The following is a 20333-nucleotide window of genomic DNA, read 5'->3' as shown; positions in this document are numbered from 1 at the left end:
TTTCATTTTACAAATATGTTGTACATTGAAAATCTAAAAACCATTATAATGCAATTTCAAAAAAATCACGTTCAATTTTTAAAAGATTTACAAAAAAACAATAACAGAGATTGGTTTACAGAACACAAACCAAAATTTGTACAAATTCAAAAAGAAGTAAAAGAAGTTTTTTTAGAAATGCAGTCTAATTTAGAAATGCATGATGAAATAGAAAAAATGAAAATTTATAGAATTTATAGAGATGTTCGTTTTTCTAAAGATAAAACGCCTTATAATCCTAGGTTTGCAGTTTCGTTTTCTAGATTAGGAAAAGAGTTAAGAGGTGGTTATTTTTTACAAATTAAACCTGGTGAAACCTTATTAGGTGGTGGTTTTTGGCAGCCAGAAAAAGACGATTTACAAAGAATCAGAAAAGAAATAGAGCAAGATGCAACTGAGTTTAGAGAGATTTTAGAAGATAAAGATTTTGTAAAATATTTTGGAGGAAAATTTGAAGGAGAAGAATTAAAATCAGCACCAAGAGGATTTGATAAAGAGCATAAAGACATAGATTTATTGCGTAAAAAAGGATTTATTGCAGTCAGAAATTTCACAGATGCAGAAGTACTTGCACCTAACTTTTTAGAAGAATTAAACAAAAGTTTTAAAGCTTTACGTCCGTTTTTTAATTTGTTTAGCGATGTTTTAACTACCAATTTAAATGGAGAATCTATAATTTAATTTCAAGAACGAATGTCATTTCGAAATGAGCTTTTTTAAGTGATTGAGAAATCTCAAAAATAATATTTTAAAAAGTTTTTTAAAGTTGAATAATTTGAACAACATTTTTACCCTAAAATTAAAAGTTTCTAAAGAAGATATAGATACTTTGCATCATGTAAATAATCTAGTCTATGTAAAATGGATGGATGATATTGCTACCAAGCATTATGCTTTTTTAACCAAAGACAATCCTTTACCACAATACGTTTGGGTGGTAACAAGGCATGAAATTGATTATAAAAATCAAGCAATTTTAGGTGATGAAATTACTGTAAAAACGTGGGTAGGAGAAACAAAAGGAATTACATCTGTTCGTTTTATGGAGTTTTATAAAGAAAATACATTATTAGTACAAGCCAAAACTACTTGGGTAATGTTAGATTCTAAAACGTTGAAACCAACAAGAATTAGAGAAAATGTTTTAAAAGTATTACAACCTCCTAAATAAAAGTATCTTTGCACAAAATTAAGATACAAAATGTCAACTTTTTCTTCCTTAGGAATTCATAAGAATTATATAAAATCTATTAAAGAATTAGGAATTTCTACACCTACAGAAATTCAAGAAAAAACAATTCCGGTTTTATTAAAAGCAAAAACAGACTTTATTGGTTTAGCTCAAACTGGTACTGGTAAAACTGCTGCTTTTGGTTTGCCTGTATTAAATCAAATTGATGCAAATTCATATAATATTCAAGCGTTAATTTTATCGCCAACAAGAGAATTGGTTCAGCAAATTAAAAAACAATTATTTAAGTTCACTAAATATAGTGAAAATAGAATTTTTGTTGAAGCTGTTTTTGGAGGAGAAAAAATTGACAGACAAATGAATAATCTAAAGAGAACAACACATATTGTAGTTGCTACTCCAGGTAGATTAATTGATTTGATTGAAAGAGGAAGTATAGACATTAGTCATGTAAAAACAGTAATTTTAGATGAAGCAGATGAAATGTTAAGCATGGGTTTTAAACAAGATTTAAATAGAATCTTAAAGTTTACAACTAAAACAGACAGAAAAACATGGTTGTTTTCTGCAACAATGCCAGAAGAAATTAAAAGAATTGTTAAGACTTATATGGACTCTAATGCACCTAGAGTAGAGATTAACAGAAGTTCTTTGGTAAATGCTAACATTCGTCATCATTTTGCAAAAACTACTTTAAAAGAAAAAAACGATGATATTGTTACTTTCTTAGAAAAAAGACAAGATCAAAGAGGAATTATCTTTTGTAGAACAAAAGCTGGAGCTCAAAATTTAGCAAATTTTTTAATTGAAGAAGGGTTTTCTGCAGCAGCTTTAGAAGGAGATATGCAACAAAAAGAACGCGATAAAGTAATGCGTGCTTTCAAAAAAGAAAATTTACAGTATTTAGTTTCTACAGATGTATCTGCTAGAGGAATTGATGTTCATGGATTAGAATTTGTAATTCATCATCAATTACCAGAACAATTAGATTATTACACTCATAGAAGTGGTAGAACTGCAAGAGCAGGAAAAACAGGAGTTTCACTTGCTTTTATTTTGCCTTCAGAATTAGAGAAAATTCACCAAATTCAAAAAGAATTAAATATTAAATTTTCTCAGGTAACTGTTTAAAAATCAATAAAAATAAATATAAATGGAACTCATTTATGTTTTAGACATTTTAGGAACTTTTGCTTTTGCAATTAGTGGAGCCTTGGTTGCTTCTGATAAGAAATTAGATTTATTTGGAGTAATTATTATTGCTTTTGTTACTGCAGTTGGTGGTGGTATGTTACGTGATGTTTTAATTGATGCACATCCAATTAATTGGATTGGAGACCTTAATTATTTGTACACAATTTTAGCTGCTGTAATTATTACTTTTTTATTTAAAAGTAAAATTGCACCTTTAAGTAAAACTATGTTTTTGTTTGATACTATTGGTTTAGGTGTATTTACATTGTTAGGTTTACAAAAAGGTTTGTCTTTTAATTTACATCCAATTATTGCTTTAATTATGGGAATGATTTCTGCCGTTTTTGGGGGAGTTTTAAGAGATGTTTTAACCAATAAAGTGCCTTTAATTTTTGAAAAAGAAATTTATGCATCTGCTTGTTTAGCTGGAGGAATTACATATTTAATATTGAACTATTTTAATGTAAAAGAAAATGTTATTTTTATAATTGCTGCATCTGTTATTGTTTTAATAAGAGTAATTGCTGTTAAGTATCACTTACAATTGCCAAAAATTAAAGACGATTTATTTACTAAAAAGTAAGTTATGAAACCATTAGAATTTGCAAATTTTGAAGCATTTAAATTAATAAAAGGTAAATCTTTACCTGTTGGTAATTGGTATACAATTACTCAAGAAATGATTAATGATTTTGCAAATGCTACATTAGATAAACAATGGATTCATATAGATGAAAAAAGGGCAGAGAAGGAGAGTCCTTTTAAAAAAACTATTGCACATGGTTTTATGTCTGTTTCTATGATTTCTAAACTTTTAGAAGAATCATTTTCTATTAAAAGTGTAAAAATGGGACTAAATTATGGACTAAATAAAGTTCGTTTTCCCAATCCTGTTCCTGTAAACAGTGAGTTAAGAATGCATTCTGAAGTAAAAGAAATAGAAACGCTTTCTAATAATGGAATTAAAGTAACTTTTAACTGTTTAATAGAAATTAAAGGACAAGAAAAACCTGCATGTGTTGCAGAATTTATTGCTGCATTGTTCGAATAAAAAAAGCTGCAAAATAGCAGCTTTTTTTATAGTTGAATTTTAAGATAAAATTCCATCATCTGCACATTTTTTAGAGTACCAATAAAGAAATATTGAAAAAATAGGAATCATAATTAGCATAGAGTACTCCATTGCACCATACATTTCTTTTCCAGGATTCATAAATATATTATAGGTTGTTTGTACAATTACTGCCAATAAACCAATGAGAAAAAAAGTTTTGGCAATTTTTTTTCTCATTAAAAGTAAAATACAAGCAAAAACTGACGAAAAAACTGCAATAGCAAAAGCAGCAGTTACCCAAGATGGTAAATTAAAAATTATTTCTAATTGCTCTTCTGTGTACATAGATTTAAAACGATCTGTTTGGTATGCTTGGTTTATATACCCATCTATACCCATGGCATTCCATATTAAAGCAATTACACCAATTATCCAAAATGATTTAGCAGGTTTGTTTGTGTTGGTTGTCATCTTAATTAGTTTTAGGTTAGTTTTTTAAATGTACAAAAAATCTTGTACAATTTAAAAATGTAAAGTATATTTGTCATTATATAAAATAAACTTGTCTAATTGTAAAATAAATATCCATGTCTAAACAATCAATTTGTGAAAGAGAAAGAAGTCAACTAGAAAAAATGAATAAATTTCAATTGGGTAATCGTTTTAAAAAAATTGGCTTTACAATAGCAATAGCTACATTTATTTTGATGGTTGGTAGAAAGTATGTTGAAAACTCTGAATGGGTAAGACCAATTTTACATGGTATTTTATTAATTGGTTTGTTAATGATTTCTTTATCTAAAGAAAAGTTAGAAGATGAGTTTATAGATAGTTTGCGTGCACAATCTTATAGGTTGGCTTTTGTTTTGGCCATAGTATATTCTTTAGTACAACCAATAATAAATTATGCAGTTGCATCATTATTAAATCAAGATGATGAATTACAAGGATTTAGTTATTTTCAAGTACTATTTTTTATGTTAATAGTACAATTATTGTTTTTTTGGCAATTAAAAAGAATGAATAGATAGTATGAAAAACACAATAAAAGTTCAGAGAGCCATCTTAGATTTAACACAAGATGATTTAGCAAAAGCTATTGGTGTATCTAGACAAACCATTAATTCTATTGAAAAAAATAGATATGTGCCTTCTACAGTTTTGTCTTTAAAACTATCTAAAGTTTTTAATATTCCTGTAAATGATTTTTTTACCTTAGAAGAAGAAGATTAACTTAATTTATGCATTATTCTGCAATAGAAATAACAATTGTCTTAAATAAATTAGCTTTTGTTTTAAAGAAAGAATTTTCTAAATCAATTGCTTTTAATTTATTTTCTATTAATTTAACTTCTCTATAGTTTACCAAAAACAACGAACTTTCTCCTAATAAAAATTTACGATCTTCTGCTTTTAATAGTGTAGTGTAATCTGCAACTATATTTTCTGTTAATTCATTTTGTAAAATGTAAGAATCTAGTTCTTGCTGAATTGCATTAATCTTATTTTTAATAGTAACTTTTACCACTTCATTTTCAAATTTTTGGTCTTTTAATTTAATTTTTGCCAATTTTAAATCACCTCTTTCTTTTCTTAAAAATAATGGTACTTTAAAGTTAATACCAGCTTTATAGTTTTGGGTGTTTAAAGAATTTAATTGATTACCATTTTGCGTTAAAAAATTATACTGCACATCTAATTTAGGAAGTAAGTTGTTTAATTTAAGGTTTTTATCAATAGTTAAGCTTTTTGTTTTAAACTCTAAAGATTTAATTTTTGGATGCTTATTCAAATCAAAATTAGCATTATTAAACAACGCTATATTAAAAGTAGCATCAATAGAAGTAGCTGTATTAATTTCTGGAATGATATTGTCTTGTAATTCTACAGGAGTATTGTTATTCAGCCATAAAAAATTAGAAAGTTCTAAAGCAGATTTCACTAATTTTATTCTAGCTTTTTCTACATTTAATTTTCTAGTATTTAAATTTATTTTAGCTTCTGTAGTATCTATTGCAGGTTTTTCTCCTTCATAAAACGCTCTTTTTGTAGCTTTAAATCTTATTTCTGCATTGTTTAAGAATTCTTCATAAACCCTTTTTTCATTGTAAGTTTTTAACCAATTAAAATATGAAATTGAAGCCTTGTATAAAATTTCATTTACCAAAATTTGTTGGTCTTCTTTAGCCTGATTTAAAAAGTATTTGGCTTGTTTTAAAGAAGCCATTCTTTTATTTATAAGCAATCCGTTTAATAAAGAAGCAGAAATTCCTGCACTATACAAACCATCTGTTGGTACTGTTGCTTCTGGGTTTAAATATAAACCATCGTTGTTCTCAAAATTTGCTTTAAATTCAATTCCATAATAAGTTGGAATTTTAAAAGCAGCATTTAGTTTATTGTAGTATTCTTTGTCTTTAAATTGTTTTTTATCAAAATCAACTTCAATTTTAGGATCAAAAGCACCTCTTGCTTTTAATAATTTTGCTTCACTTTTATTGATAACAAGGTTTGCTTGTTTTACAATTGGATGAAAGTTTTTTACGTAGCCTAAATATTCAGACAAAGTCATTACAGAAGTTACTTTATCTTGCCCTAATACTACAGTAGATACAATAATAAAAAACGGAATTAAAATATACTTTTTCATATTAAAATGAATTTAATAAGTTGATATTATTTCTTTTTTTCAGTTTTACTTTTATTACCATTTTCTGGTTGATAATAGTTAGGAGGGAAGCTATTTAATTGTCTCCAAAGTTCAAACCAAATAGGTACATCTTCTAATAAAGCAATAGTTTTTGCACCAGAACCTACTCTAATGGCTTTGGGCCAAGTATGATCTGTGTTATCTGGAGCTAATAAAACTCTATATTTTCCATTATTGCTTATAAAATTTTCTATAGCAACTACTTTTCCACCATAAGTTCCGTAAGAAACATTAGGCCAACCACTAAATACAATTGCTGGCCAACCATCAAACTGAACACGTACTTTTTCGCCAATGTGTAATAGTGGTAAATCTATTGGTTTTACATAAGTTTCTACAGCTAAATCGTATTTTTCAGGCATTATTCCTACCAAATCTTCTCCTTCTTTAAACGTACCTCCAATTCCGCCTTTTATAGCTTTATTAATATATCCATTTTGAGGAGCTGTAATGTATAATAAGCTGTTTCTAACACTATAATTACTTTTACTATTTTCTAATTTAGATACTTGTGCTTTTGCATCAAATCCACTAGATTTTGCAGTATACATATCACTTTGTGCCTTAGAAATTTTATCTGTATACGTTGCTGTAATTCTAGATAACTCTAATTTTGCATTTAAAATATTGTTTCTACTTGCTAACAATTTATTTTCTTGTGAAATTAATTTAGCTTGTGTAGCTTGTAATTTTAAACGCTTTTCTTCAACATCTTTTAAAGCTTTTAAACCTTCTCCTTGTAAAGTTTTTGTTCTGTTAAATTGTCTTTCTGCAATAGAAATGTTTGTTTTAGCAGCTTCAAAATCTATACTATCGCTTTTAACTTTTAATTTAGATTGTAGTAACTTATTTCTAGTTTGAGCTGTTTTTAACTTTTGTTCTTGTTTTAAAGCTTCAACTTGTCTTTTTAACGCTTCAACTTTGCCTTTATATGCATTAACAGAGGAAGATTTTGCATTTATTTGATCGTTTGTTCTTTCAATTAACCTACTATCAAAATACTCACTTTTAATTTCAGAAATACGTAAAATAGTATCACCTTTTTTTACAAAATCTCCTTCTTGTATAAACCATTCTTCTATTCTTCCAGGTATTTGAGATTGTATTGTTTGTGGTCTTTGATTAGGATATAAAGTAGTTACTTGACCTTGACCAGTTATATTCTGAGTCCAAGGCAAGAACAATATGATAAATATTAAAATAGCAAAGCCAAAAAGAAATTTATTAAAAGCTTTGTAATATTTTTTATTAAATATTTTTTTACCCGATTTAAAATTTTTTAAATCAACAGCTTTGTTTAATTGGTTATTAGATATATTTAACATTTCTAATTATTTTATTGATTTAATTTTTCCTTTTTCTAATGTAATTGTTTGTGTACATTGAGTTCTCCAACTCTTTTTACTACTTACAACAATCAATGCCCAAGGTCTTTTTGCATCCGTTAAATAGTCTATAATTTTTAGAGTTTCTTCTAAATTAAATTGATCTAAAGGATCTTCTAAAATCATTATTTTGGGTTGTTTAATAATGGCTCTAGCTAATATTATTTTTTTAGCAATAGTATAAGACATTTGTTTTCCTTCTGGATATAAAACGGTTTCCAATCCATTAGGTTGTTCTTTTAAGAATTGAGTTAAACCAACAATTTCTAAAGCATCGTATATTAAATCATCTTTTACATCTTTATTACTAAAAACTAAATTGTTTCTAATACTACCTTCAAAAGGTGTTTCATCTGAAAGAGATAAACCTAATTGAGACCTGTAATGATTTAGTTGTAGGCTCTTTAAAGATAAATTGTTAACATAAATATTTCCTGCAGTAGGTTCAATTACTCCAGATATTAAGCGTAATAAGCTAGATTTTCCTGCACCACTTTCTCCCATAACCAGAATTCTACTTTTAGGGTTAAGAGTTAAGGATATATTTTTAATAATATGTTTTTCTCTATTTTCTACACCAAAAGAAACATCTTCTAATTCTACAATTAAACCCTCTTTAAATAAAGGTTTTTCTCCCTCTTGATGTTCTAATTCTTTGTCTACAACCTGACCAATTTTTTCTATAGAAGTAAGAACGTCATAAAAAGATTCTAAGCCAATAATTAGCTTTTCTACAGATGCAATTACTAAAAGTATAATAATTTCTGCTGCAACAAACTGACCAATATTCATTTCTTGATTTAATACTAAAGCACCACCAATTAACAATAAACTAGCAGTTACAATAACTTTAAAACTAATCATTTGTATGAATTGAATCATTAAAATCTTAAAATGATTTTCTCTAGCTAATAAATATTTATCAACCAAAGCATCATTTTTTTGAAGTGCTAAATTGGTGTTACCAGATAACTTAAAACTTACCACAGTTCTAGCTACTTCTTGTATCCAATGAGCAACTTTATACTTGTTTTTAGATTCTATTAAACTTGTTTCTAATCCTTTTTGAGCCGTAAACTTAAAAACGATAAAAATCAGCAGTATTAAAAGGATTCCAAAAATTATAAAAAATGGATGATAGAATGATAACAAGATCAATGCAAAAATAATTTGTAATAAAGCTGTTGGTACATCAATTAATATTTTAGACAAACCTTTTTGTATTGTAAGCGTATCAAAAAATCTATTTGCTAATTCTGGTGGATAATAATCTCTTAATTCAGACATTTTTATCTTTGGAAATCGATAACTCAACTCAAAAGAAGCTCTTGTAAAGATTCTTTGTTGAATTGTTTCTATGATTCTTAGTTGCATTAATTGCAATGCACCAGAAAAAATAACCCCTATTGTTACTACAATTACAAGTACAACCCAAGAAGTAGAAATTTGAGCTCCTTGTATTAAGTTAATTATTGCCTGAATTCCTAAAGGCAATGAAAGTGATACAATACCTCCAAAAATGGCATAATAAAATATTTGAAAAATGTCTTTTTTCTCTAATTTTAGTAGACCAATTAATCTTTGCCAAGGTGTTAACTGATTGTTTTTCATAACTATTTTAAACTGTTTTTAACTAATTGAATAAAAAAACTTGTTGGACTTTTGTCATTTTTAGAATTTGTAATAGAAGGAAAATGTTCTTTTAAATAATGTTGATGTAAAGCTCCTTCAATAACAGTACTGGCTAAACTTAAAGAATAAGGATACTCTTCTTTTACTTCCAAAATTATGTTACTAATTCTTGTAATTAATCTTTTATAAATTTCAAAATAGCCTTCTTTATTTTCTGTATCTACCTCTTTTGTTAAAAAAGATTTAGAGTTTTCATTTACAATAATGTTAAATAATATAATTTCATTAATATGTGTAAAATTTCCATCTTCTTTTACTGTTCTTGTAACTACAGTAATTGCTTTTTCTAATTTTTCATTTGCATTAGAAATACTAAAAGTTTCTATAACTAATTGATATTCTACCCATGCCCAATACCAAGAAGATAAATAGAGTAGTAGCTTGTGTTTGTTTTCAAAGTATCTATAAACAGAACTTTCATTAGAATTTATTTTTTTTCCTAACTTTTTAAAAGTAAAACTTTCAAAACCTATTTCATTAATTAATAAAATACTATTACCTACAATTCTTCTGCCTAATTCTGATGTTTCAGGGTTTTTTATGTAGGTTTTATCAGGAACAGAAATTTTTAAAACGGATAATAAATTCTTCATATTTTTAAAATTATTTACAAATATAATAGTATTACTATTAATTATTGATAGTTTAACTAATGTTTATTATTTTTTTAACATCTAAATGTTAAAAATTTTAAAATTCGTTTATAAATACTATCTTTGTAGCTGTAAGACAGAATACACTCCACTCATTACACTAGTTAGCTTTAGGTTTGATTTTCCAGTTAGGTATTTTATCTTATAAGAACTAATAATTTAAAACTCTTATATTCTTAATGGCAAAATCGCAACAAACATTTAGTAAAAGTGAAAAAGAAAAAAAACGTTTAAAAAAGCGTCAAGACAAGCAGAAAAAAATGGAAGCTAGAAAAGCTGCCAAAGAAGAAAATGGTTCAGCAGGAATTCAGTTTGCATATGTAGATCATAATGGTAATTTAACTGATACTCCACCAGATCCAGAATTAAAAGTAGAATATGAATTAGAAGATATTCAGATTTCTACAACTAAAAAAGAAGATTTACCAGAAGAAGATCCTGTTAGAAAAGGAAAAGTATCATTTTTTGATACTTCTAAAGGTTTTGGTTTTATTATAGATACTGAAAATAACGAAAAATATTTTACACACGTTAGTGGTTTAATAGATGAAATTTCAGAAAACGACAAGGTTTCTTTTGAATTAGAAAAAGGAATGCGTGGAATGAACGCTGTTAAAGTGACAAAAATTTAAGATTTCTAGTATATTACTTATACAATCCTTCTGAAAAGAAGGATTTTTTTTTGGATTTAATAAAAATTATGATGCTTTTAAACCATTTATTTCTAGTTAGTCTAACTAACTTAAAATAAGTGTAATTTTGCAAAAAAAAATCAAATTTAATAATGATGAATTTTAAAAAATGGGTATTCTTTTTATCCTTAATTATTATCTCTCAATTATCTGTTGCTCAAATAACAGGAAAAGTTATTGAAGCAGAAAGCAATGCTCCATTAGAATACGCTTCTGTAGCATTATACCAGTCTAAAAACAAAGTTTTGGTAACAGGTGTAGTTACAAATTTAAATGGTTTGTTTTCTTTTACAAATATTAAACCAGGTACTTATTATTTAGAAGCTTCTTTTATAGGTTATAAATTAAATGAAGTAGAAGGGATTACTATTATTAAAAAAGGAGAAAGAAAAGAATTAGGAAATTTAAAATTGACATTGGGTTCTGGTAATCAGTTAAATGAAGTTGTGGTTAGAACAGAAAAACAAACGGTTCTACATAAAATTGACAGACAAGTATTTGACACTAAAAAATACCAAAGTACAGTTGGTGGAACTAGTGTAGATGTTATAAAAAACCTACCATCTGTAACTGTAGATGGTTTGGGAGAAATTAGTGTAAGAGGTAGTAAAGGTTTTACAGTTTTAATTAACGGAAAACCAACTCAAGGAGATGCTAGCACAATTTTAGCACAATTGCCTGCAAATGCATTAGAAAGTGTAGAGTTAATTACTGCTCCTTCTGCAAAATATGATCCAGAAGGAAAAGGTGGTATCTTAAATATAATCACCAAAAAAGGAGCAATTAACGGAACCTTTGCACAAGTAAATGTAAGAGGAGGATTTCCTTCTATAGAAGATTATGACACCAAAGTAGCAGCTAAAAGATATGGTATTGATGCTACTGTTAACAAAAGAACTGACAATTGGAATTTTTCTGTAGGTGCTAGTTATCAAAGAAATGATAAAACTGGTAGAAGAGAAGGAGATATGTATATTGTAAATGCAGCAGATGATAAAACTACTTTTTTGCCTTCAGATGGAGAACGTAGTTTTGATGATGTTACTTATAATGGTCGTTTTAATGTAGATTATACTCCAAATAAATCAGATACGTATTCTGTAGGCTTTTTCGCAGGAAAACGTACTAAAGAGCGTTTAGCAGATATTGTATATTATGATAACCATTCTATTTCACCAATTGGAGGTAGCAATAGAGATTATACATTTGCATACTACAACCATAATTTAAGAGTTAGAAAAGGTGATTTTGCTTTAGGTAGTTTCGATTATTCTCACAAATTTGAGAATGCTTCAAAATTATCTACATCTATTTTATACGAATACACTTTTTTAGGCGGACCAACAGAGAATGATAACTTAGGACATCCAAATAATAATACAGTCTATCAAAAAGAATACAATACAAACGACAATCCTCTTTATGGAACACGTTTTAATTTAGATTATTTGTGGAAACCTTTTTCTTTTGGAACTTTAGAAACTGGATATCAATTTAGAGATTTAGATCATACAGGAAAATTTGTGTACGAAAGAGATGGTATACAAGTACCAGAGTTTTCTAGTGATGTAAGCCTTAAAAGAGTTATTCACTCAGGTTATGCTCAATTAAATGGTTCTAAGAATAAATGGAATTATGCTGCTGGTGTTCGTTTAGAGTCTATGGATAGAGAGTATAAAGAAGCTTTACAAAGTGAAACTAAAGAAAATGTTTATGAATATGATTTTGTAAAATTATTTCCTTCTGCATCTTTACAATATAAAGTGAATGATAAAACAATTATAAAAACTGCTTATAGCAAAAGAGTAGAAAGAACTACTACTTTTAAAATGAATAGTTTTGCAGAACGTGAGCACTCTGAAGTTTTTGAACAAGGAGATAATACCTTATTACCAGAGTTTATAGATTTGGTAGAATTAGGAATTACCAAAAAAGGTAAAGGAGGCAATTCTATTTATGCAACAGCATATTTTAGGCATGTAGATAATGTTATAAATCGTGTAAATACATTGGCATATCAAGCTAATGGACAAGTTATAGATAGTATAATTAACAGAGTATATTCTAACGTGGGTAAAAGTAATTCTATAGGATTAGAAATAGGAGCAACCCTAAAACCAACACATAATTGGTCTAACTTTATAGGTGTAAACGTGTATAATTATGCAATAGATGGTGTTTTAAATTTTAAACATAGAGATGGTATAGAGAGAAATTATGATATAGACTCTAAGTCTACAATTTATTCTATCAATTTAAATTCTACTTATAATTTCTGGCAAAATGCTTCTTTACAATTTACATTTAATTATTTGTCTGATAGAAATACAGCCATGGGAGAAGATTCTCGTTTTTATTCTCCAAATTTAACTTTCAGAAAAAAGTTTATGGAAGATAAATTAACAGCTACATTACAATGGCAAAATATAGATATGGGACTCTTTAAAACCAATGAACAACGTATAACAACGTCAAGACCAAATCAATTTTATACAACTACAAACTATGTATATGAAGTAGATATGGTTTCTTTAAATCTGTCTTATACCTTTAATGCCGCTAAAAATAAATCGAAATTTATTGATAGTGAATTTGGTAAGAGAGAGTTTTAATATGTCTCCTCGAGCGCAGTCGAGAGGTTAATAGGTCTCGACTGCGCTCGACCTGACATTTAAAATTTACAAATTATAAAACTCCATACTTTCAATAATTAGCTCTTCAGGAACTTTACAATCTATTTTATAGTTTTCAAAATCGTTTAATAAAACAAAATTTACTTGTCCATTTACGTTTTTCTTATCGTGTTTTAACAATTCCATAATAGCAGAAAAGTCTTCTTTTAAAAGATTTGTTTTATCATAAATAGACAAAACAACATCTTTTACCTGTGTTACTTTTTCTGATGGAAAACCTAATAGTTTGTCAGACATATAACTTTCGCAAACCATACCAATAGCAATAGCTTCACCATGTGTAAGGTTTTCTTTATCTTCAGATTCTAAATAAAAAGATTCTATTGCATGTCCTAAGGTATGACCAAAATTTAAAATTTTACGTAAACTTTGTTCTTTAGGATCTTGTAAAACAACTTCGTTTTTAATTTCTATAGAACGAAAAATTAAATCATTAATATTTAGATTTTTATTGTTTTTTATTTCATTAAAAAGTTTGATATCGTAAGTAATACCATATTTAATTATTTCTGCAGTTCCAGACTTAATTTCTCTTTCAGTAACTGTAGTTAAATAATCTGTATCAACCAATACCATTTCTGGGTTAGCAAACAAACCAATCTGATTTTTTAAAACACCTAAATCAACTCCAGTTTTACCACCAACAGAAGCATCAACCATAGATAATAGAGTAGTAGGTATGTTTACAAAACTAATTCCTCTTTTAAAACAAGAAGCAACAAAACCACCTAAATCAGTAATAACACCACCTCCTAAAGTAATTAATAAACTTTTTCTATCACCACCTAATTCTGTAATTGCATTCCAAACACCAATACAAGTTTCTAGGTTTTTATTAATTTCTCCAGATTCAATTTCTATAACTTCAATGCGCTTTTTTGTATCTAAATTTTGAATAAATTTCGGATAACAATGCTCAAAAGTATTCTCATCTACTAAAATAAATAGGGTAGAATAGTTGTTTGTTTCAATTAAATTAGAAAGCTCTTGGTATGCTTTGCTTTGAAAATGAACAGGATAGGTTACTGCTTGTATAGTATTCATTGTTAAAAATATTGTGCTTGCAAATTAAAAATAAATTATTCAATTATTAGCATTCATTAGCTATATTTGTTTCTACTTAAACGATATAGTATGAAAATTTTTGACAATACAGAAATAGCTTTTTCTTTAAAATCAGATTCTCAATTAGAACGTGCCTATTTTTTATTTAGGATGATACAAAATGAGCCAATGGTAAAAATTGGTAGTGCTGTAACTAATTTTGCTTTAAAAGCTAATTTACCAATAGAACGTTTAATTCGTTCTACTGTGTTCGACCATTTTTGTGGAGGAGTAACAGAAGATGATTGTATACCAATTATAGACAATATGTATAACAATGGTAAAGTACATAGTGTTTTAGATTATTCTGTAGAAGGTAAAGATGAAGAAGCTAGTTTTGATGGTGCTTTAGAGAAAATTTTAAGAATAATCACTTTTTGTGAAGAAAAAAAATCGATTCCATTTGCTGTATTTAAACCTTCTGGTTTTGGTCGTTTTGCATTGTTTCAAAAAATATCTGAAGAGAAAGAGTTATCTATAGAAGAACAAGACGAATGGTTAAGAGTAGTAACACGTTTTAACAAAGTTTGTAAACTTGCTCACGAAAAAGATGTTCCATTATTAATTGATGCAGAAGAAAGTTGGATGCAAACTGCTGCAGACGATTTAATTGAAGATTTAATGGAAACCTATAACAAAGAAAAAGCAATTGTGTTTAATACATTACAAATGTATAAGCATGATAGAATGGAGTATTTAAAAGGATTGCATGCAAGAGCGCAAGAAAAAGACTTTTATATTGGTATGAAAGTTGTTAGAGGTGCTTATATGGAAAAAGAAAGAGAAAGAGCTCAAGAAAAAGGGTATCCTTCTCCAATTTGTAAAGACAAACAAGCTACAGACGATAATTATAATGAAGCTATTTTGTATATGATGGAGCATCCAAAAATGGCATTATTTGCAGGTACTCATAATGAAGAAAGTTCGTATATGTTAATGGAACTTGCCAAACAATATGGTGTAAAAGAAAATGACAATCGCCTTTGGTTTGGACAATTATTTGGAATGAGTGATCATATTAGTTATAATTTAGCAAATCAAGGATATAATGTAGCCAAATACCTTCCTTTTGGACCTGTAAAAGATGTTATGCCTTATTTAATAAGAAGAGCAGAAGAAAACACCTCTGTTGCAGGACAAACAAGTAGAGAGCTTACCTTATTAAAAGTAGAAAGAAAGCGAAGAAAGTTATAATGACTAGTTTAGAAGAAATAAAGGTTTTACTTCATAGAAATAAATTAAGATTAGCGCAAGAATTAAAGCAAAGTAAAGAAGCTGTTTTTTTAATAAAAAAAGCGACTCATTCTAGTTTATCAGATGATGAAAAGGAAAAAATTAGAATTCAGTTGTTAGATATTTGCAAAGCTATACCTGCATTAGCAGTGTTTTTATTACCTGGTGGAGCCTTATTATTGCCTCTTTTAATTAAACTAATACCAGATATTTTACCTTCTGCTTTTCAAGAAGATTTAGAAGAAGATGTAGAGTAATCAAAAGCATTTGTTACATCGAGTGAATAAATCGATTGTAATGAGAATTATTTGTATCGAGATGCGTTAAGTTTAATGAGTTCTCGATACAATTTTTCGTGCCTCAAAATCACTCGAACTGACATTGAGAGTACTGTTATCATTTCAACCTTGTGAAGAAATCTAATAAACACAATAGTATGAGATTTCTCAGCGCTCATTCTTCGCTTTTATCGAAATGACATTTGGAGCCCTTATGTCATTCTAAGCGAGCTTGCGATGAGGAATCTCAACAAGTTCTTAATTCAATTTTTTTAGTGCCTTAAAATCACTCGCACTGACATTTGGTTAACTTATTATAGGTCATAAAGTTGATGAATCTTTATCAAATCAAAAATAAATAGCTTGAAATCGTGTAAATAACATATAAACAACTACTTTTGCACGAAATTTAAGAAACCACAAATGCAATCAATAAGAAACATCGCAATTATTGCCCACGTTGACCACGGTAAAACAACATTGGTAGATAAAATTATAGATCAAGCTAAAATCTTAGACGATCGTAAAGAACGTACAGATTTATTATTAGATAATAACGATTTAGAAAGAGAAAGAGGAATTACAATTCTTTCTAAAAACGTTTCTGTTAATTATAAAAACACTAAAATTAACGTAATTGATACTCCTGGTCACGCCGATTTTGGTGGAGAAGTAGAGCGTGTATTAAAAATGGCTGATGGTGTTTTATTATTAGTTGATGCTTTTGAAGGGCCAATGCCACAAACTCGTTTTGTATTAGGTAAGGCTTTAGAATTAGGTTTAACACCAATTGTAGTTGTAAACAAAGTAGATAAAGAAAACTGTACTCCAGATTTAGTACACGAAAAAGTTTTTGATTTAATGTTTGCTTTAGAAGCTACAGAAGAGCAATTAGATTTTACTACAGTTTATGGTTCTGCAAAGAACAACTGGATGAGTACTGATTGGAAAAATGAAACTGACAATATTGTACCATTATTAGATGCCGTTTTAGAATCGATACCAGAAACAAAATACAATGAAGGAGATGCTCAAATGCAAATTACTTCTTTAGACTTTTCTTCATTTACTGGAAGAATTGCTATTGGACGTATTTTTAGAGGAGATTTAGAAGCTGGTAAAGATTACATGTTATGTAAAGCAGATGGTACTAATAAAAAAGTAAGAATTAAAGAATTACACGTTTTTGAAGGAATGGGTAAAGTACAAGTAGATAAAGTTCCTTGTGGAGATATTTGTGCTATTACTGGTGTAGAAGGTTTTGAAATTGGTGATACAATTGCTGCTTTAGACAACCCAGAAGCCTTACCAAGAACAGAAATTGATAAGCCAACAATGAGTATGTTGTTTACTATTAACAACTCTCCATTTTTTGGTAAAGAAGGTAAGTTTGTAACATCTCGTCATTTACGTGACAGATTGTTTAAAGAAATGGAAAAAAACTTAGCTTTACGTGTAGATACTACAGATAGTGAAGATAAATTTAACGTTTTTGGACGTGGAGTTTTACACTTATCTGTATTAATAGAAACAATGCGTAGAGAAGGGTATGAGTTACAAGTAGGTAGACCACAAGTAATTATCAAAGAAATTGATGGTGTTAAATGTGAGCCTTATGAAACTCTATCTATTGATGTTCCAGAAGATGTAGCTTCTAAAGCTATTAACTTAGTTTCTTTACGTAAAGGAGATTTATTAGTAATGGAGCCTAAAGGAGATTTACAACACTTAGAATTTACAATTCCTTCTAGAGGATTAATAGGTTTACGTAATAAAATTTTAACAGCAACTGCTGGAACAGCAATTATTAACCACCGTTTTTCTGAATACGGACCTTATAAAGGAGAATTCTCTGAAGATATTAAAGGAGCAATTGTTTCTTCTGCTGCTGGTAAAGCAACTGCATATGCAATTGATAGATTACAAGATAGAGGTCGTTTCTTTATTGATCCTAATGATGAGATTTATATTGGTCAAGTTGTGGGAGAAAACAGTAAGGATACAGATATGGGTGTAAACTTAATTAAAGGTAAAAAATTATCGAACGTTCGTTCTTCTGGTACAGATGAAAGCGTTAAAATTGCACCAAAAATCGATTTTTCTTTAGAAGAATGTATGGAATATATTAAAGTAGATGAATATTTAGAGGTTACTCCTGTAAGTTTACGTATGCGTAAAATTTCTTTCAGACCATAATTTTTCATTTCTACTTAGTAGAAATATCAACATAAATTGAAAAGCTCAAGTTTTAACTTGAGCTTTTTTTATACACATATTTTTTATTGATAAACTACATCAACATACATAGTAATAAACATTGTACCAATGCTAGTATTAATAAAAATATTAATGGCTTTATTTCCAACAGATATGGGTGAAACTATTACTTTGAAAGGTAAATTATCAGAATTTATAATTTTGTTTGTATCAAACCCTTCAATTTTAATATTCTTAATATCTCCAGAAACATAATAATCATAAATATAATAACTACTTTCACATTCATTTATAATTTCAAAATCTATCTCTTTCGCGTTCCAAATTATAAATTTGTTGTCTTTAGAAACTTTATAAAGACTAACACAATTTGGTGATTCATAATCATCTTCATACTCCATTTCATCATCAAAACAAGAATCAAAAGTTATGAGTAATAAAAAACAACTTAAAATCAATAATTTCCCTTTCATATAATTTAGCTTTTTACAGTTTTTTTATTTATTGAAATTGCAAAAATTATACCAATATAAATATCAAAGAACAGGTTATAAACGAAAGCTTTTTTATATTTGTGTAATGAGTGATTTTAATGAGTTTTTTGAAGCATTACAAGAAAGTGTAGCACAAGATGAGTTTGTAAAACTTACTTTAAGCAAACCTTTAAGAAAAAATGAAGGGTTGTTAAATGTTTATGTACGAACCGTTTTAAAAGATGCAAAACAAGTATTTGAATTTAAATATAGATTTGCAGAAACCAATACTTTTAAACAATTTTCTTTAGAAGAAACAAAGTTAGAACTAGAAAAATTGTTACTAACTACCTTTAGAGCAGGTACTTTATTTACTTTAAGTTATGATTTATTGGTTATGATTTCTAAAAAGAAAAGTGTTTCTTGTAGAGATACTGCACCAAGTTTTACAAATAAATTACCAGAATTTCCTGCTCAAAAATAATTACTTAAGTGCTATAAGTTTCTCTTTAAAGTAAGCCTATTAAAGATTTTGCCACCAATTGGTATAGTTTGTATTATTTTCTTTTACCAAAATTTCATCTCCAATTTTTGGCGTAATTATATTTATATTTAATTCTTCCGCTTTTATTTTTACACGTTTTATAGGGTCTTTCCAATCATGCAAAGCCAATTTAAAACCTGCCCAATGAATAGGCATTATTTTAGAAGCACTTAAATCTACACCCGCTTGAGCAGTTTCTTCTGGCATCATATGTATGTCAGACCATTTTTCATTATACTGTCCACATTCTAATAAAGCCAAATCAAAAGGACCATATTGTTTTCCTATTTCTTTAAAGTGTGATGCATAGCCACTATCTCCACTAAAATAAATAGTCTCGGTTTTAGATTTAATTACCCAAGAACTCCATAAGGTACTTTGATTGTTATTTAATTTTCTGCCAGAAAAATGTTGTGCAGGTGTACAAACCAATTTTAACGAATCTAACTGTGTTTCTTGCCACCAATCTAATTCTGTGATATTTGTAGAGGTTACTCCCCAAGATTTTAAATGTGTGCCCACACCTAAAGGCACATAAAAATGTTTTGTTTTGTCTTTAATTTTTAAAACAGAATTATAATCTAAATGATCATAATGATCATGAGAATAAATAACAGCATCTATTTGAGGAAGTTTTTCAATAGCCAAAGGAAAATCTTCGTTAAAACGATTTGCGCCCAATAGTGGGTGAGGAGCAGAAACTTTACCAAACATAGGGTCTAAAAGAATGTTTTTACCATCAATTTGTAATAAGAATGATGAATGCCCAAACCAAATCATTCTAGTTTTTCCTTTATAATCAGCCACTTTTGTAGAATCTAATTGGGTTGGTTTTAAATTTTCTTTGGGTCTACCATTTGGCACTTTTGTAGTAAAAAAAGTGTACGCAAGTTTCATGGTTTCAGAAAAGCTCAGTTCTTTAGGAACCGGATTTGTGTTCTTAAATTTCCCATCTTTAAATTGCTTAGATTTATTGTAAATCAATTGTTGTTCTTTGGTTATATCTCCACCAAAAGAAGGATAAAAAGAAGTAAAGAATAGGTAGGTAATTATTAAAAGACCAATTATAGAAAGTAATGTAATCATTATTTTTTTTGCTATTTTTTTGAACATTATAAAAGGTGTTATTCGCAAAGAAATTGAGTGTAAATTTACTCAAATTTATAAGTGTAAATACGCT

The 20333-nt window shown here is 28.1% G+C and carries 21 protein-coding genes; 13 read left to right on the top strand and 8 right to left on the bottom strand.

Annotated elements, in window-relative coordinates:
• The first annotated feature begins 48 nt into the window (after positions 1–48).
• The 5 genes from MPF13_RS14415 (at position 49) to MPF13_RS14395 (ending at position 3476) form a co-directional block, all read left to right on the top strand.
• Positions 49–720 carry a DUF2461 domain-containing protein gene (locus tag MPF13_RS14415; RefSeq protein WP_249983465.1) on the top strand — a complete coding sequence of 224 codons (672 nt, stop codon included), beginning with the start codon at positions 49–51 and terminating at the stop codon, positions 718–720.
• Positions 721–814: 94 nt separating this feature from the next.
• Positions 815–1210: an acyl-CoA thioesterase gene (locus MPF13_RS14410; protein ID WP_249983464.1), complete on the top strand. Its 396-nt coding sequence runs from the start codon at positions 815–817 to the stop codon at positions 1208–1210.
• Positions 1211–1240: 30 nt separating this feature from the next.
• The gene (locus MPF13_RS14405; protein ID WP_249983463.1) at positions 1241–2362 is read left to right on the top strand and encodes a DEAD/DEAH box helicase; all 1122 of its coding nucleotides are present in this window, start codon (positions 1241–1243) and stop codon (positions 2360–2362) included.
• A gap of 22 nt (positions 2363–2384) precedes the next feature.
• Positions 2385–3008 (top strand): trimeric intracellular cation channel family protein, encoded by a 624-nt coding sequence (locus tag MPF13_RS14400; protein WP_249983462.1) that lies wholly within the window; start codon positions 2385–2387, stop codon positions 3006–3008.
• Positions 3009–3011: 3 nt separating this feature from the next.
• Positions 3012–3476 carry a MaoC family dehydratase gene (locus MPF13_RS14395; protein ID WP_249983461.1) on the top strand — a complete coding sequence of 155 codons (465 nt, stop codon included), beginning with the start codon at positions 3012–3014 and terminating at the stop codon, positions 3474–3476.
• Between the two features lie 39 nt (positions 3477–3515).
• Here the strand turns inward: MPF13_RS14395 and MPF13_RS14390 are convergent, their stop codons facing one another.
• Entirely contained in the window at positions 3516–3950 is a 435-nt protein-coding gene (locus MPF13_RS14390; protein WP_249983460.1) for a hypothetical protein, read from the bottom strand.
• Between the two features lie 116 nt (positions 3951–4066).
• Between MPF13_RS14390 and MPF13_RS14385 the strand changes: the two genes are divergently transcribed.
• Both MPF13_RS14385 and MPF13_RS14380 read left to right on the top strand, forming a co-directional pair.
• Complete coding sequence (locus MPF13_RS14385) at positions 4067–4510, top strand: hypothetical protein (RefSeq protein ID WP_249983459.1); 444 nt, start codon at positions 4067–4069, stop codon at positions 4508–4510.
• Position 4511: 1 nt separating this feature from the next.
• Positions 4512–4712 carry a helix-turn-helix transcriptional regulator gene (locus MPF13_RS14380; RefSeq protein WP_249983458.1) on the top strand — a complete coding sequence of 67 codons (201 nt, stop codon included), beginning with the start codon at positions 4512–4514 and terminating at the stop codon, positions 4710–4712.
• Between the two features lie 13 nt (positions 4713–4725).
• Here MPF13_RS14380 and MPF13_RS14375 read toward each other — a convergent pair whose 3' ends face one another.
• Genes MPF13_RS14375 through MPF13_RS14360 form a run of 4 tightly spaced genes read right to left on the bottom strand, consistent with a single transcriptional unit; the run spans position 4726 to position 9859 of the window.
• Positions 4726–6129, bottom strand: coding sequence for a TolC family protein (locus MPF13_RS14375; protein ID WP_249983457.1), 1404 nt, complete (start codon positions 6127–6129; stop codon positions 4726–4728).
• Positions 6130–6155: 26 nt separating this feature from the next.
• Complete coding sequence (locus tag MPF13_RS14370; protein WP_249983456.1) at positions 6156–7514, bottom strand: HlyD family secretion protein; 1359 nt, start codon at positions 7512–7514, stop codon at positions 6156–6158.
• Positions 7515–7520: 6 nt separating this feature from the next.
• Complete coding sequence (locus MPF13_RS14365) at positions 7521–9185, bottom strand: peptidase domain-containing ABC transporter (protein ID WP_249983455.1); 1665 nt, start codon at positions 9183–9185, stop codon at positions 7521–7523.
• Positions 9186–9187: 2 nt separating this feature from the next.
• Complete coding sequence (locus MPF13_RS14360) at positions 9188–9859, bottom strand: TetR/AcrR family transcriptional regulator (protein WP_249983454.1); 672 nt, start codon at positions 9857–9859, stop codon at positions 9188–9190.
• A 239-nt stretch (positions 9860–10098) separates the two neighbouring features.
• On the opposite strand from MPF13_RS14360, the gene MPF13_RS14355 reads away from it, so the two are divergent.
• Both MPF13_RS14355 and MPF13_RS14350 read left to right on the top strand, forming a co-directional pair.
• Entirely contained in the window at positions 10099–10551 is a 453-nt protein-coding gene (locus tag MPF13_RS14355) for a cold-shock protein (RefSeq protein ID WP_249983453.1), read from the top strand.
• Between the two features lie 152 nt (positions 10552–10703).
• Positions 10704–13223, top strand: a complete 2520-nt coding sequence (locus tag MPF13_RS14350) for a TonB-dependent receptor (RefSeq protein ID WP_249983452.1) — start codon at positions 10704–10706, stop codon at positions 13221–13223.
• Between the two features lie 66 nt (positions 13224–13289).
• On the opposite strand, the gene aroB is transcribed toward MPF13_RS14350, so the two are convergent.
• Entirely contained in the window at positions 13290–14348 is a 1059-nt protein-coding gene (gene aroB / locus MPF13_RS14345) for a 3-dehydroquinate synthase (protein ID WP_249983451.1), read from the bottom strand.
• A gap of 90 nt (positions 14349–14438) precedes the next feature.
• Between aroB and MPF13_RS14340 the strand changes: the two genes are divergently transcribed.
• From MPF13_RS14340 to typA, 3 genes are all read left to right on the top strand, one after another.
• Positions 14439–15602: a proline dehydrogenase family protein gene (locus MPF13_RS14340; RefSeq protein ID WP_249983450.1), complete on the top strand. Its 1164-nt coding sequence runs from the start codon at positions 14439–14441 to the stop codon at positions 15600–15602.
• The gene (locus MPF13_RS14335) at positions 15602–15898 is read left to right on the top strand and encodes an LETM1 domain-containing protein (RefSeq protein WP_249983449.1); all 297 of its coding nucleotides are present in this window, start codon (positions 15602–15604) and stop codon (positions 15896–15898) included. Before MPF13_RS14340 ends, MPF13_RS14335 begins: the two co-directional genes overlap by 1 nt.
• A gap of 444 nt (positions 15899–16342) precedes the next feature.
• Complete coding sequence (gene typA, locus MPF13_RS14330; protein WP_249983448.1) at positions 16343–18115, top strand: translational GTPase TypA; 1773 nt, start codon at positions 16343–16345, stop codon at positions 18113–18115.
• A gap of 83 nt (positions 18116–18198) precedes the next feature.
• On the opposite strand, the gene MPF13_RS14325 is transcribed toward typA, so the two are convergent.
• Positions 18199–18609 carry a hypothetical protein gene (locus MPF13_RS14325; RefSeq protein WP_249983447.1) on the bottom strand — a complete coding sequence of 137 codons (411 nt, stop codon included), beginning with the start codon at positions 18607–18609 and terminating at the stop codon, positions 18199–18201.
• 106 nt (positions 18610–18715) lie between these two features.
• Between MPF13_RS14325 and MPF13_RS14320 the strand changes: the two genes are divergently transcribed.
• Positions 18716–19093 carry a hypothetical protein gene (locus MPF13_RS14320; protein ID WP_249983446.1) on the top strand — a complete coding sequence of 126 codons (378 nt, stop codon included), beginning with the start codon at positions 18716–18718 and terminating at the stop codon, positions 19091–19093.
• A 39-nt stretch (positions 19094–19132) separates the two neighbouring features.
• On the opposite strand, the gene MPF13_RS14315 is transcribed toward MPF13_RS14320, so the two are convergent.
• Complete coding sequence (locus MPF13_RS14315; protein WP_249983445.1) at positions 19133–20239, bottom strand: MBL fold metallo-hydrolase; 1107 nt, start codon at positions 20237–20239, stop codon at positions 19133–19135.
• Positions 20240–20333 lie beyond the last annotated feature (94 nt).

It is taken from the genome of Polaribacter sp. Z022 (assembly GCF_023555495.1).
In the GTDB taxonomy this organism is placed as follows: domain Bacteria; phylum Bacteroidota; class Bacteroidia; order Flavobacteriales; family Flavobacteriaceae; genus Polaribacter.
The sequence above is the reverse complement of the archived record's forward strand: the minus strand, read 5'-3'. Positions and strand labels throughout refer to the sequence as shown.

Excerpts from the sequence above, each read along its gene's own strand:
- MPF13_RS14390 (WP_249983460.1), bottom strand. The coding sequence starts at position 3,950 with ATGACAACCAACACAAACAAACCTGCTAAATCATTTTGGATAATTGGT.
- aroB (WP_249983451.1), bottom strand. The coding sequence starts at position 14,348 with ATGAATACTATACAAGCAGTAACCTATCCTGTTCATTTTCAAAGCAAA.
- MPF13_RS14380 (WP_249983458.1), top strand. The coding sequence starts at position 4,512 with ATGAAAAACACAATAAAAGTTCAGAGAGCCATCTTAGATTTAACACAA.
- MPF13_RS14360 (WP_249983454.1), bottom strand. The coding sequence starts at position 9,859 with ATGAAGAATTTATTATCCGTTTTAAAAATTTCTGTTCCTGATAAAACC.
- MPF13_RS14415 (WP_249983465.1), top strand. The coding sequence starts at position 49 with ATGCAATTTCAAAAAAATCACGTTCAATTTTTAAAAGATTTACAAAAA.
- typA (WP_249983448.1), top strand. The coding sequence starts at position 16,343 with ATGCAATCAATAAGAAACATCGCAATTATTGCCCACGTTGACCACGGT.
- MPF13_RS14370 (WP_249983456.1), bottom strand. The coding sequence starts at position 7,514 with ATGTTAAATATATCTAATAACCAATTAAACAAAGCTGTTGATTTAAAA.
- MPF13_RS14375 (WP_249983457.1), bottom strand. The coding sequence starts at position 6,129 with ATGAAAAAGTATATTTTAATTCCGTTTTTTATTATTGTATCTACTGTA.
- MPF13_RS14395 (WP_249983461.1), top strand. The coding sequence starts at position 3,012 with ATGAAACCATTAGAATTTGCAAATTTTGAAGCATTTAAATTAATAAAA.
- MPF13_RS14385 (WP_249983459.1), top strand. The coding sequence starts at position 4,067 with ATGTCTAAACAATCAATTTGTGAAAGAGAAAGAAGTCAACTAGAAAAA.
- MPF13_RS14365 (WP_249983455.1), bottom strand. The coding sequence starts at position 9,185 with ATGAAAAACAATCAGTTAACACCTTGGCAAAGATTAATTGGTCTACTA.
- MPF13_RS14355 (WP_249983453.1), top strand. The coding sequence starts at position 10,099 with ATGGCAAAATCGCAACAAACATTTAGTAAAAGTGAAAAAGAAAAAAAA.
- MPF13_RS14400 (WP_249983462.1), top strand. The coding sequence starts at position 2,385 with ATGGAACTCATTTATGTTTTAGACATTTTAGGAACTTTTGCTTTTGCA.
- MPF13_RS14325 (WP_249983447.1), bottom strand. The coding sequence starts at position 18,609 with ATGAAAGGGAAATTATTGATTTTAAGTTGTTTTTTATTACTCATAACT.
- MPF13_RS14340 (WP_249983450.1), top strand. The coding sequence starts at position 14,439 with ATGAAAATTTTTGACAATACAGAAATAGCTTTTTCTTTAAAATCAGAT.
- MPF13_RS14350 (WP_249983452.1), top strand. The coding sequence starts at position 10,704 with ATGATGAATTTTAAAAAATGGGTATTCTTTTTATCCTTAATTATTATC.
- MPF13_RS14320 (WP_249983446.1), top strand. The coding sequence starts at position 18,716 with ATGAGTGATTTTAATGAGTTTTTTGAAGCATTACAAGAAAGTGTAGCA.
- MPF13_RS14405 (WP_249983463.1), top strand. The coding sequence starts at position 1,241 with ATGTCAACTTTTTCTTCCTTAGGAATTCATAAGAATTATATAAAATCT.
- MPF13_RS14335 (WP_249983449.1), top strand. The coding sequence starts at position 15,602 with ATGACTAGTTTAGAAGAAATAAAGGTTTTACTTCATAGAAATAAATTA.
- MPF13_RS14315 (WP_249983445.1), bottom strand. The coding sequence starts at position 20,239 with ATGATTACATTACTTTCTATAATTGGTCTTTTAATAATTACCTACCTA.